A 12,561-nucleotide genomic window follows, 5' to 3' on the forward strand; every position below is an offset into this window, starting at 1 on the left:
TAAGGGGGTCCATTTATGGATCTGTACAAGATTAAAGATCCTTCTTTTGTGAAGGGAATGTCAATTGATCAATTAAATGAACTATCTACAGAAGTACGAAAATTTTTAATCGAAAATTTGTCCTCAACTGGAGGTCATTTAGGAGCAAATTTAGGGGTTGTTGAATTAACGCTTGCTTTGCATAAAGTATATGAAAGTCCTAAAGACCGTTTTCTTTTTGATGTCGGACATCAGTCCTATATCCATAAAATCCTAACAGGACGAGCAGAGAAATTTGATACGCTGCGTCAATATCAAGGTCTTTGCGGATTTCCTAAACGTAATGAAAGTGAGCATGACGTTTGGGAAACCGGGCACAGTTCGACCTCTCTTTCGGCTGCTATGGGAATGGCTATCGCAAGGGACTTAAATGAGGAGGACCACTCGATTCTTCCGATTATTGGAGATGGAGCACTTACAGGGGGTATGGCTCTTGAAGCCTTAAACCACATTGGGGATGAGAAAAAGAATGTAACCGTTATCTTAAATGATAACGAAATGTCTATCGCTAAGAATGTAGGGGCCCTTCACAGTGCGTTAGGACGCATGCGCAGTGCTGGCAAATACAACCGAGCAAAAGATGATTTAGAGTGGCTTCTAAAACGGATTCCTGCGGTTGGCGGAAAGCTTGCTCAAGCTGCTGAACGTCTTAAGGATAGTATGAAATATTTTATCGTACCTGGAATGTTTTTTGAGGAGTTAGGTTTTACTTATTACGGCCCTGTGGATGGCCACGATTATAATGATTTGTTAGAAAATCTGAATTACGCGAAGAAAACCGAAGGTCCTGTTATTATTCATGTGATCACACAAAAGGGAAAAGGCTATCATCCGGCAGAATCAGATCAAAAAGATAAGTGGCACGGTGTAGGTCCTTATAAAATTGAATCTGGTGAGAAGATAAAAGCTGTAGATGCTCCTCCAGCGTGGAGTGAAGTAATTAGTGAAACGCTGAGAAAAGAAGCACGACAAGATAAAAGGGTTGTGGCAGTCACTCCAGCAATGGTACTTGGATCTAAATTAGAAAAATTCCAAGCCGAATTTCCAGAAAGGCTTTTTGATGTTGGTATAGCAGAACAACATGCTACAACATTATCAGCAGGCTTAGCTACTCAGGGTATGAAACCCTTCTTAGCTATTTATTCTACTTTCCTTCAGCGGGGCTATGATCAAGTGATTCACGATGTGGCTCGTCAAAATCTAAATGTAATGTTCGGTATTGATCGTGCCGGTCTCGTAGGAGCTGATGGGGAAACACATCAAGGTGTATTTGATGTAGCTTTCTTACGTTCGGTTCCTAATATGGTTGTTATGATGCCCAAAGATGAAAATGAAGGACAGCATATGGTTCATACAGCCGTAAAATACGATGACGGGCCAATAGCTGTTCGCTACCCTCGTGGAAATGGAAATGGAGTGAAAATGGACGAAGATCTGAAGACTATCCCAATCGGAAGCTGGGAGGTATTGCAAGAAGGAACAGATGCAGTGATCTTGACATTTGGAACAACTATTTCTATGGCAGTTGAGGCAGGTAAACGTTTAGGAAAAGAAGGCATATCTGTACGTGTAATTAATGCACGATTTATTAAACCGTTAGATGAGCCGATGCTTCATGACATTATGAAAGACAACCTTCCGATCCTAACGATCGAAGAAGCTGTTCTTCAAGGCGGGTTTGGTTCCAGCGTGCTTGAATTTAAAGAAGAGAATAACTATACTTCTTGGATTAAACGCCTAGGCGTTCCTGACCGATTTATTGAGCATGGAAGTGTCCCTAAGCTCTGGGAAGAAATCGGCCTGACAGAAGATAATATTATTAAACAAATAAAAGGAATTACTTTAACTAAACAGCAAAGGGCTTAATGTAAATGGGAAAAAAAGTAAGGTTAGATGTACTACTAGTTGAAAAGGGACTTTTAGAAACAAGAGAAAAAGCTAAACGAACAATAATGGCCGGGTTGGTTTTCCATAAACAAGTTCGCTTAGATAAACCTGGTATGAAGATCGATGAAGATGCGGATATTCTGGTTAAGGGAAGACTTCTGCCATATGTAAGTCGAGGTGGATTAAAGCTAGAGAAAGCATTAAACAATTTTAATCTTAATATACAAGGTAAAATTATGATTGATGTCGGCTCCTCAACAGGTGGGTTTACTGATTGTGCATTACAAAATGGTGTGGCGCAAAGTTATGCCGTAGACGTGGGTTATAATCAGTTAGATTGGAAGCTAAGAAATCATGAACAGGTTATTGTATTAGAACGTACGAATTTTCGGTATATGACATTAGATGATTTAAAACATGGCCAGCCTGAGTTTGCGACAATTGATGTATCTTTCATCTCTTTAAGAATTATCCTCCCAGTTCTTGCTTCTCTTCTAAAAGCTGAAAGTGATGTAGTTGCATTAATTAAACCCCAGTTTGAAGCAGGTCGAGATCAAGTTGGAAAAAAAGGCATCGTTCGAGAGCCCGCAATTCATAAGAATGTAGTATTAAATATTTTAACGTTCGCTCAGGAATACGGGTTCAAAACCAAAGCCTTAACCTTTTCACCGATTACTGGCGGTGATGGAAACATCGAGTTTTTAGCTCACTTTCGATATGGAGACGCATCGAACGATAAGTTGTTTGATATAGATATTGATGAAATTGTAAAAGAAGCACATTCTAAACATAAAAAGTAAGGAAAAAGGGGCTCACGAGCAGCCTCTTTTATTAAGGAAGATTTAGTTTAGGGAGGGTGAAAATGAATAAAGGGCAGCGCCATATAAAGATTCGAGAATTAATAACGAATGAAGATATTGAGACACAAGATGAATTAGTCGATCGTTTAAAGGGTATGGGATATAACGTAACCCAGGCAACAGTTTCAAGAGATATTAAAGAACTTCACTTAGTTAAAGTCCCTATGATGGATGGCCGCTACAAATACAGTCTCCCTGCTGATCAACGTTTTAACCCGTTAGAGAAACTTAAACGGTTAATGATGGATGCATTTGTAAGTATCGATCGAGCCGGTCACTTCATTATTTTGAAAACATTACCGGGTAACGCGAACGCAGTGGGTGCTCTAATTGATAACCTTGAATGGGAGGAAATCATGGGTACAATTTGCGGAGATGACACATGTCTAATTATTTGCAGAAGTCAGGAGCAAACCGAGGATATAAGTGAACAGCTGTTAAATATGTTATAAACTGAGGTGACTCACTTCATGCTAACTGAATTATCAATTAAAGACTTTGCTATTATAGATCAGGTGTCTATTCATTTTAAAGAAGGCTTAACTGTTCTAACGGGTGAAACAGGAGCTGGGAAATCAATTATTATTGATGCTATTCAGCTATTATCAGGTTCTCGCGGTTCTGTGGAATTTGTTCGCCATGGTACTGATAAAGCGGATATAGAAGGATTATTTACAGTTGAAAAGCACCACCCTGTTTTTTCAAAAGGAGAGCGTTACGGGGTTGAAATTGAGGAAGAAGGTATGATTGTGCTTCAACGTACGATAACAAGTCAAGGAAAGAGCATTTGCAGAGTAAACGGCAAGCTTGTTACGTTAGGGATTCTTAAAGAATTTGGAAGTTCCCTTATTGATATTCACAGTCAGCATGAAACTCAATCGTTAATGGACCCTGAACGGCATATTGAGTTGTTGGATTTATATGCGCGTGACGAATTGGAACGTACGTTGGCGGATTACACTATGCTATACAATCAACTCAGTACTTTAAGAAAGCGATACAAGGAATTAAGTGAAAACGAGCAGGAAATGGCGCAAAGATTGGATTTACTTGAATTTCAGTTTAGGGAACTGCAAGAAGCAGAGCTGTCCCCTTTAGAAGACGAGCAGTTAACCGATGAACGTCAAAAGCTAATGAATTATGAAAAGCTATATCAAGGTATTCACGACGCCTATTATGCTTTATATGGTGAACAAAGAGGACTGGATTGGTTAGGTCATGCGATGGCTTCTCTTGAAGGTGCGTCAAACTACGATAGCCAAGTAGAAAAATTATCTGAAGAGATGACGAATTCGTATTATTTAGTAGAAGAACTGAGTTTTCAGCTTAGTGCTCAGATGGCGGAACTTGAATTTGACCCTGATCGGCTTGATTTTATAGAGTCTCGATTAAACGAATTAAATCGTTTAAAGAAAAAGTACGGGCAAACAGTAGAGGACATGTTGGAATATATGTCTCGGATTGAAGAAGAAATAGATGAAATCCGAAACAAAGACTCTTATTTATCTCGTCTTCAGACCGAAATTGAAGAATGCGGAGAAGATGCAGTACTAGAAGCTAAACATTTACATGACATTCGAAAAAGTGCTTCCCAACAGCTTATAAATTCTATTCACGACGAATTGAAGGATTTGTATTTAGAAAAAGCAGCTTTTGATGTTGGATTTAATGTGAAAGAAGGAAATACAACAGATCCAACAATAAATGGAAAACCAGTTAAGCTTCACAAAAAAGGGATGGATATTATTTCTTTTTTAATTACCACTAATCCTGGGGAACCTTTAAAAGAAATACATAAAACAGCCTCTGGTGGAGAATTGTCTCGGATCATGTTAGCTCTAAAGCGGATTTTTTCCAAGCATCAAGGCGTTACTAGTGTTATTTTTGATGAAGTGGACACAGGAGTAAGCGGCAGAGTAGCTCAAGCCATTGCTGAAAAGATTTATGGGATTTCTGAAGGCTCTCAAGTACTCTGTATTTCTCACCTGCCACAGGTGGCTGCTATGGCAGATACGCATGTCAGGATAGAAAAGAAAATTGATAATGATCGTACCTCTACCGTTGTAAAAGAGTTATCTGACAAAGATAAAGCGGATGAAATATCCCGGATGATTACCGGTGCTGAGTTGACTGCTACTACAGTTGAGCACGCAAAAGAATTATTATCACTAGCAAATAAGCATAAGCAGAACGCATGATTGTATTCATGCGTTTTTTCTTTTGGTGAATGTTTCATGACTAGGGAAACCATCCTATATTTTCTGTGATTATGCTCGTTTAAAAAAGTGCTTTAAGGCCCACATTATAAGTAAGCCAAATGATTGGTTCAGGAGTAAAAAGGAGTGGTAGACCTTGGATAAAAAACAGAGGGTGAAATATATTCTAGGCTCCATGCTCCTGTTGATGATGCTTGTTATTCCTTTATTAAGTCCACTTCAAGAGTATATATCAATTCCAACCGAGATCAACCTTTCTTCATCGCACCCAGTAAATGCATCAATTAGTGATGAGGAAGGTTCAGTCCCTGCCTTTTCAATGGAGAAAACAAACACCACAAACGCTATATTCCATGAGTATGCTGGAATTCCTGTTAAGAAAACAGATATGAAGCGCGTAAAAGATATTCGATTAGTTCCAGGCGGACAATCAGTAGGTGTAGAGTTACAGACAAAAGGTGTATTAGTGGTCGGTCACCACCTTGTTAGTGAAAATAAAGATCAACAAACATCACCGGGAGAGAATGGAGACATTCAAGTAGGAGATATTCTTTTAAAAGGGAATGGTAAAGAATTAAATCATATGGAAGACCTCTCCGCTATTGTTAAAGAAGCTGGAGAGAAAAACAAAGAAGTAACATTTGACGTTAAGCGTGGAGAAGAAACATTTAATACTACGATTAAACCAGAAGTAAATAAAAAAGAAGATCAATTTCAAATTGGTCTTTATGTTCGCGATTCTGCAGCAGGAATTGGAACAATGACTTTTTATGATCCCGTTACAAAGAAGTACGGAGCTCTTGGACATGTAATTGCAGATATGGATACTAAGAAGCCAATTGAAATTCACGAAGGAACAATTGTGAATTCACGAGTAACTTCAATTCAAAAAGGGAATCAAGGAGTCCCAGGAGAAAAGAAAGCAGAGTTTTCATTAACGGATGATCGAATGGGAACGATAACAAAAAATAGCTCTTTTGGCGTTTTCGGTGAATTAGAAAATCCGATTAAAAACGATCAATATAAAGATGGTTTACCCATTGCTTTGGATAATGAAATTGAAGAAGGACCAGCTAAAATTTTAACCGTTTTAAATGGTGACAAGTTACAATCGTTTGATGTAGAGGTGGTCCGTAATATGCCTAAGGACTCACCTGTGACTAAAGGGATGGTAGTGAAAATTACAGACCCAGAATTACTGGAAAAAACCGGAGGGATAGTGCAGGGGATGAGTGGGAGCCCAATTATTCAAAATGATAAAATTATTGGTGCTGTAACTCATGTATTTGTAAACGATCCTACTTCAGGATATGGTGTTCATATTGAGTGGATGCTTGAAGAAGCTGGTATTGATATTTATGAAAACGATCAGAATAAAGCAAGTTAATGGATAGGGAGCTCAAAAACGAGCTCTCTATTTTCGTTCGACAAAATTCGACAATAATAAAATTAGTTTGTTGAAAATTATCGAATTATAGAGAAAGCGAGAGTAAATAGAAGCATTTTCAAGATAATCTTATTTTTTACAAATAAATTTGATATAATAAAGAGGGTTACCATTCCTGATGTCGAATTCATATAGTAAGTCAGGATTATTTTGTAAGGAGGAAGGGCAAATGGATAAAATTAAAGTGTGCTTAGCTGATGATAACCGTGAACTAGTTAGACTTCTGGAGGACTATTTTTCAGATGCTAAAGATATTGAAGTGATTGGTACAGCGTTCAATGGCAGAGATTGCTTGGAAATGTTAAAAGAAAAGAAACCGGATGTACTCATTCTTGATATTATTATGCCCCATGTTGATGGATTAGCTGTCTTACAGGAACTAAAAGGCAGGGAACAATCACCGGAAGTTATTATGCTGACTGCTTTTGGACAAGAAGAAGTGACGAAAAAAGCTGTAGAGTTAGGTGCTGCATACTTTATGATGAAACCGTTTGATTTGGACCACTTAGGGGAGCAGGTTAGACAGATAAAACATGTGGGAGATCCCATTAATCGAGCAATGGGAAGTAGTTACACGAGATCGAAAAAGCCTGATTTAGATACAAGTATCACTCACATTATTCATGAAGTAGGCGTTCCTGCACACATTAAGGGTTACCTGTATTTAAGAGAAGCCATCACTATGGTGTATACTGACATTGACCTTCTTGGATCCATTACAAAAGTCCTTTACCCAGACATAGCAGCTAAATACAATACGACGGCATCAAGAGTAGAGCGAGCAATACGTCATGCTATCGAAGTAGCCTGGAACCGAGGAAATATTGAAGCTATCTCTTCCTTGTTTGGTTACACGATCTCCTCTACGAAAGCCAAACCGACAAACAGTGAATTTATTGCGATGGTGGCTGATCGTTTAAGATTAGAACATAAAGCATCCTAATAGGATTCATACTAACGTTTATAGACCTTATGTATGAATGATTTGTGGACACTGACTGATGACCTAAACAACAACTTTTTCAGATCGATAAATAACAGGTAATTATTTCAACAAATTTTAATCTCTTATTTTTTGGGTGTATTGGAAAATCCACTCAATAAATTGGAGATTTTTTTGTGAAGATTTTGAGTTCTATCTATACAATATTAAGTGGTGTAGTGATCCGAAAATCTAACCGATCTCCATTTTATGAATTACTCGGTACTAAATAAGATATATGGAGTTAATTCCGAAGTAGAAAAATTGCGAGAAAAAGGAAAAGAAATTAACGTAACTTCAGATCGTGTAAGGCAAATTAAATGCAGTGCTAATAAAGATTTTATACACGTTAGTTATTTTGAACAATAAAAACAGTTAATCAATGAGAGATTTATCTTTTATAAATTAAAGACTAAGATGGATCTCGGTTGGTTCTGCAATAAGCATTCGGTGGTGAGGCCGTGCCGGGGGCAAGCATACACCGACAAGCTATTGTGAGAATCAAGAACTACTCACTAGATAGAGGGGATTTTTTTCAGCGGCTTCCCCAGTTAAGGGGGGATTTTTTATTTCATCTTATCGACAGATTATGGTACAATTCTTAATTATTAGACACTTTAGTTCATCATAACAGGGAGTTGTAACAATGAAAGTCGTAAAATTTGGCGGCAGTTCAGTTGCCGATGCCGATCAATTAAGAAAAGTAACCGAAATTATTAAAGCTGATCCTGAAAGAAAAGCTATTGTTGTATCAGCACCTGGAAAAAGGCACTCGAAAGATACTAAAACCACAGACCTTTTAATAGCTCTTGGAGAATCTGTGCAAATTAATGTAAAGAATGAAGCTGTTTATGATCAAGTAATTGAACGGTTTGCTTCTATCATTACAGACCTTGAATTGGATTATTCTATATTAAATACAATTCAAGAGAGAATTGATGAGGCTTGTGCTCTTATTAAAACAGATCTTAAAAGAGGTATGGATTCCTTGAAGTCCTGTGGTGAAGATGGTACGGCACTTATGTTGAGTGCTTACTTAAACAAGAGGGAACTGGAATCTTCTTATGTAAACCCTAAGGATGCCGGCATTTTTGTAAGTGACCAGCCTGGTGGGGCTTTGGTATTAGATGAAAGTTTTGATCAGCTCTTTAAGTTAAGGGAAAGGGAAGGTATTCTTGTCATTCCAGGATTCTTTGGCTATACGCTGGAAGGAGATTTAGTCACTTTTTCACGCGGCGGTTCTGATATTACTGGATCTATAGTAGCTGCAGGTATGAAGGTTGATTTATATGAAAACTTTACAGATGTAGATTCTGTTTACTGTGTTAATCCGATGATTGTCGATCAGCCTAAAGAGTTAAAAACATTAACGTATCGGGAAATGCGTGAATTGTCCTATGCAGGCTTTTCTGTTTTCCACGATGAAGCATTGATTCCTGCTTTTAAAGAAAAAATACCTGTCTGTATTAAGAATACAAATAATCCAGGCGGTGACGGAACAATGATTGTAGCAGAACTTCCTGAGAGAGAAGGTCACGTTGCTGGTATAGCAAGTGACTCAGGGTTCTTAAACCTATATGTAAGTAAATACTTAATGAACCGTGAAGTAGGCTTTGGCCGCAAGCTGCTCCAAATCCTTGAAGAAGAAGGCATTTCATTTGAACACGCACCTTCTGGAATTGATGATATGTCTGTTATTATTAGAGATCATCAGCTTTCTAAAGAAAAAGAAGAGTGTGTTAAAGAGCGAATTAAGAAAGAATTAAATGTGGACACTATTTCGATTGAACGAGATATGGGAATGATCATGATTGTAGGAGAAGGTATGAACGAAGCAATTGGTATAGCAGGTAAGGCTACTACGGCATTTAGAGATGCTGAAGTGAATATTGATATGATTAACCAGGGGTCTTCAGAAGTTTCCATGATGTTTGGAATTAAAGCAAAGGATCTAAATCGGGCAGTTCAATCATTGTATCGTGCGTTTTTCTAAAAATTGGCTCTGATCTTCGATTTTGGTTTATAGAAAGAGAACAGAGTTTGCAGCTTTCCTAGTTCATGGGGCAAGACTCGATGTCTGTCCCCTTTTAAAGATAGAAGGTAAAATTTAAGTTTATATACAAACTAAGCGAGAAACCATTAACGGTTACTCGCTTTTGTTTTTTCTGAAAGCAGAATTTTTAACTCACCGAACGTTCGGTTTTTTTCTGAAGTAATATCTTCTAGTAGATGACCGTATAATTCAGCGGTCATTCGGGCATCGTTTAATGCGTGATGCCTTGTGCGTCTTTGGATTTGGAATTTTTTCAAAAGAGGGTCAAGCTGATGCTTTTCGTTAGGATACAGAAACTTTGCAAGCTTTTGTGAATCAATAACAGGGGTATTTAAAGGCGGAAGTTTCCAACGTTTAAGCATTGTTTGTATAAACCGCATATCAAATTTAGCTGGATGGGCCACTAGAACGGAGCCTTTACAAAAGGAAAGAAACTCCTTGAAACACTCCAAAAAAGAATCGGACTGAATCAGTTGTTCTTTTTTAAGACCTGTTAATGTAAGGGTCTGTTTGGTTACAGGACGTATTGGGTTAACTAATTTGTAAAACGTTTCATTATCACAAATCCTATTTCCGTGCATTCGTATCGCCCCTATAGAGATAATTTCATGGCCGATTTCTGGAATAAAACCAGTGGTTTCTAAATCAAAAATAGTGTAATCAATCTCAAGTAAGCTTTTATTATGAACTTCAAGACAGTCATACTCTTGCAATTGAATAAAAAGTTCTCGATGAATATCAGTATTAATAAAAGGTCGTATCTTATAATAATAAATGGGTTTCTCAAAGAATAGATACTTTAATATTTGTAAATCAATGGGTAGCATTACATCACCCGATTTCGATTATAACTGAGTTCGAGTACTTGCTGAAGTCGTTTAGCTATATTAAGGGCTTCTTTAAGGGATTTACGTTCCTCTTTGTTTAGTTTTCCGAGTTTCAGCTCGTTAGACAGGGGCTCATCATCTTGGAGCTGTGCTAAGTTTTCTTTGATTCGAAATGACATTAACCGATGTAGAGCTAGTTTTGCATTTTCAGCATCTCGTGGATGAAATCTTTCCTGCTCGGCTAATGCATTGAGCCGGCTTACGGTATTTATATTTTCAATACCATATTTCATGCTGTAAATTCGAATGGCATTAACAATTTGCATAATTGCTGACTTTTTAAGATTTAATGTTTTTCGTTTGCCCACCCCTGAAATTCGACCGAAGGGCTGCACAGGCACCCTGAAACGCAGCGTATCTTTCATGAGAAGCTGATGCAGACCCAGCGAACGTTGAACTCGATTGGTCACATATTTTTTTAAGTCATAAGCCAATGAAAAATCGCCGAAAATCGGACGGAAGTCCATAAATATAGTGAAGTCACGAATTTCTTCCGCGTCCATTTTTTTAATCCATTGATCGATACTTTCATGCCATTCATTCTTCTCCTTGCGCCATTTATCCTCCTTAGCCATGATCCCTCCAGTACAGTATGGAAAGCCGCATTGGTTGAGCATAGAGTTTATTTTTTCAGAAAGCAGTTTAAAGTAGGAATAAATCTGCTCCTTGTTTCGGGAGTGTTCATAATCAGCCAGAATCATCCCGTTATCTTGGTCTGTTGAAAAAGCCTGCTCTTTACGTCCTTCACTGCCCATAACTAAAAAACAATAGTTAATTGGAGGAGCTCCTAACCCTGCTGTAATCATTTCATCTTCCGCAATTTGGACAATTTGTTTATGGATCCGATCATTATAGTTTGTAATAAGCTCCGCAATATCGTAAGCCATCATATGATCTTTAATCAAGCTTGAGACAAAATCTTGGAAACGGGTATTATAAACTGGTGACAAATCTTTTAATTCCTCTAAGCTTGTAGCATTTGAAATTCGGTAGGTTAGATCAAAATAAACAGAATTACTGATCGTAAAGAAGGAAGATTGACGTAATATTCCTACAATCTTATCTTTATGGTGCACTGGGATAATTTCAGTAGGATGATGTTTTAAGTAACTTAATGCATCGTAGATAAACTCTTGATCACTAATGGAATAAGGCTCTTCGGACATGTGGAGATAGACTGAATCTCTATGGTTATTTTCAAAATAAGCTTTCAGCAAATCACCATATCCGATCATCCCTAAAAGGTTCTGGCGATCTTCACTAACCAGCAGAGCTTCAATTTTTTGCTGTTGAAGCATTCGAGCCGCTTTCTCAATGGAATCTTGAGGATGAATAAAAGCAGGCTGTTCCATATAAGATCCGGCTCGTTTTTTGTATAACTCACGATCATCATCTTCATCCGTAGAGGAGCTTTTAAATTTCACTTCATCATATAAGCTTTTCATTAAATGACTTATCCCATCCATGACTACTTTAGAAAATTGTGTATTGTTAGACATAATTTTTAAAAAGGATTCACGCTTAAAGCAAAGCGTCTTAATAGGTTCTAAAGCTTGAACAGAAAATTTCATTTCTCCGCTTGTAAGTAAAATCATTACGCCAACTAGATCGCCAGGGTAATAAAACCTCACGGACAATTGCTTTCCGTTTGAACGGTGCATAATATTCTTAGCCAAGCCTGATAATAAAAAGTGTATATCTATCGTATCTTCATTTTGATCCTCATGAATAATGAATTCATTACTACTAAATTCTTTAACTTCAACATCTTTAATGATCTCGTCAAATTCTTTATCAGAAAGAAGATCAAATGGATATTGAGTTCGGTAAAAGTCTAAAGAATGACCCAAGGTGATTACCTCCTTTATAAATGTACTTTTAAAAAAGTAGAGCGTGTGCACTCTACTTCTTCTTAAAACGTCCTTTAGTTAAATTTCTTTTTCTGTCACGGTGCAAAATGAAGCCGCCTATAAAGGCAATTCCGCCGATTACGCAAAGGAGTCCGAAGACACCTTGAATGACAATATGAAAGAAAACGGGATGAAACACGTTAAATAATGCATCCCGTATTAGTTTTATCCCAATCACAGCTATTATGCCGGGTGTAGCAATGAGCAATAGAGCGATCAATCTCATCATAATAACTCCTTTATTTTTTCAATCCTTCATTAGTATATCAGAAGCACTTTG

10 protein-coding genes are annotated in these 12,561 nt (G+C 37.6%); 7 read left to right on the top strand and 3 right to left on the bottom strand.

The window, feature by feature from the left end:
• Positions 1–15 precede the first annotated feature (15 nt).
• The 7 genes from dxs (at position 16) to ACGTNH_RS09575 (ending at position 9,424) form a co-directional block, all read left to right on the top strand.
• Positions 16–1,905, top strand: a complete 1,890-nt coding sequence (gene dxs / locus ACGTNH_RS09545; protein WP_394586485.1) for a 1-deoxy-D-xylulose-5-phosphate synthase — start codon at positions 16–18, stop codon at positions 1,903–1,905.
• Positions 1,906–1,910: 5 nt separating this feature from the next.
• Positions 1,911–2,726 (top strand): TlyA family RNA methyltransferase, encoded by an 816-nt coding sequence (locus tag ACGTNH_RS09550; protein ID WP_394586486.1) that lies wholly within the window; start codon positions 1,911–1,913, stop codon positions 2,724–2,726.
• A gap of 62 nt (positions 2,727–2,788) precedes the next feature.
• Positions 2,789–3,238: a transcriptional regulator AhrC/ArgR gene (gene ahrC / locus ACGTNH_RS09555; protein ID WP_394586487.1), complete on the top strand. Its 450-nt coding sequence runs from the start codon at positions 2,789–2,791 to the stop codon at positions 3,236–3,238.
• Positions 3,239–3,256: 18 nt separating this feature from the next.
• The gene (gene recN, locus ACGTNH_RS09560) at positions 3,257–4,984 is read left to right on the top strand and encodes a DNA repair protein RecN (protein ID WP_394586488.1); all 1,728 of its coding nucleotides are present in this window, start codon (positions 3,257–3,259) and stop codon (positions 4,982–4,984) included.
• 154 nt (positions 4,985–5,138) lie between these two features.
• On the top strand, positions 5,139–6,389 hold the full coding sequence (gene spoIVB, locus ACGTNH_RS09565; protein WP_394586489.1) for a SpoIVB peptidase: 1,251 nt from the start codon (positions 5,139–5,141) through the stop codon (positions 6,387–6,389).
• 229 nt (positions 6,390–6,618) lie between these two features.
• Positions 6,619–7,392 carry a sporulation transcription factor Spo0A gene (gene spo0A / locus ACGTNH_RS09570; RefSeq protein ID WP_188375747.1) on the top strand — a complete coding sequence of 258 codons (774 nt, stop codon included), beginning with the start codon at positions 6,619–6,621 and terminating at the stop codon, positions 7,390–7,392.
• A gap of 685 nt (positions 7,393–8,077) precedes the next feature.
• The gene (locus tag ACGTNH_RS09575) at positions 8,078–9,424 is read left to right on the top strand and encodes an aspartate kinase (RefSeq protein ID WP_394586490.1); all 1,347 of its coding nucleotides are present in this window, start codon (positions 8,078–8,080) and stop codon (positions 9,422–9,424) included.
• A gap of 146 nt (positions 9,425–9,570) precedes the next feature.
• Here the strand turns inward: ACGTNH_RS09575 and ACGTNH_RS09580 are convergent, their stop codons facing one another.
• The 3 genes from ACGTNH_RS09580 to ACGTNH_RS09590 are packed head-to-tail and all read right to left on the bottom strand — an operon-like array spanning position 9,571 to position 12,510.
• Positions 9,571–10,311: a 3'-5' exonuclease gene (locus ACGTNH_RS09580; RefSeq protein WP_394586491.1), complete on the bottom strand. Its 741-nt coding sequence runs from the start codon at positions 10,309–10,311 to the stop codon at positions 9,571–9,573.
• On the bottom strand, positions 10,311–12,221 hold the full coding sequence (locus ACGTNH_RS09585; RefSeq protein ID WP_394586492.1) for a DUF294 nucleotidyltransferase-like domain-containing protein: 1,911 nt from the start codon (positions 12,219–12,221) through the stop codon (positions 10,311–10,313). The genes ACGTNH_RS09580 and ACGTNH_RS09585 overlap by 1 nt, the downstream gene beginning before the upstream one ends.
• 52 nt (positions 12,222–12,273) lie before the next feature.
• Positions 12,274–12,510 (bottom strand): DUF2627 domain-containing protein, encoded by a 237-nt coding sequence (locus tag ACGTNH_RS09590; RefSeq protein WP_188375751.1) that lies wholly within the window; start codon positions 12,508–12,510, stop codon positions 12,274–12,276.
• Between the last annotated feature and the right edge of the window lie 51 nt (positions 12,511–12,561).

Source organism: Halobacillus sp. B23F22_1, from assembly GCF_043497005.1.
In the GTDB taxonomy this organism is placed as follows: domain Bacteria; phylum Bacillota; class Bacilli; order Bacillales; family Halobacillaceae; genus Halobacillus_A.

Coding starts and splice junctions, on each gene's coding strand:
- ACGTNH_RS09575 (WP_394586490.1), top strand. CDS start 8,078: ATGAAAGTCGTAAAATTTGGCGGCAGTTCAGTTGCCGATGCCGATCAA.
- ahrC (WP_394586487.1), top strand. CDS start 2,789: ATGAATAAAGGGCAGCGCCATATAAAGATTCGAGAATTAATAACGAAT.
- ACGTNH_RS09580 (WP_394586491.1), bottom strand. CDS start 10,311: ATGCTACCCATTGATTTACAAATATTAAAGTATCTATTCTTTGAGAAA.
- ACGTNH_RS09550 (WP_394586486.1), top strand. CDS start 1,911: ATGGGAAAAAAAGTAAGGTTAGATGTACTACTAGTTGAAAAGGGACTT.
- spo0A (WP_188375747.1), top strand. CDS start 6,619: ATGGATAAAATTAAAGTGTGCTTAGCTGATGATAACCGTGAACTAGTT.
- ACGTNH_RS09590 (WP_188375751.1), bottom strand. CDS start 12,510: ATGATGAGATTGATCGCTCTATTGCTCATTGCTACACCCGGCATAATA.
- dxs (WP_394586485.1), top strand. CDS start 16: ATGGATCTGTACAAGATTAAAGATCCTTCTTTTGTGAAGGGAATGTCA.
- recN (WP_394586488.1), top strand. CDS start 3,257: ATGCTAACTGAATTATCAATTAAAGACTTTGCTATTATAGATCAGGTG.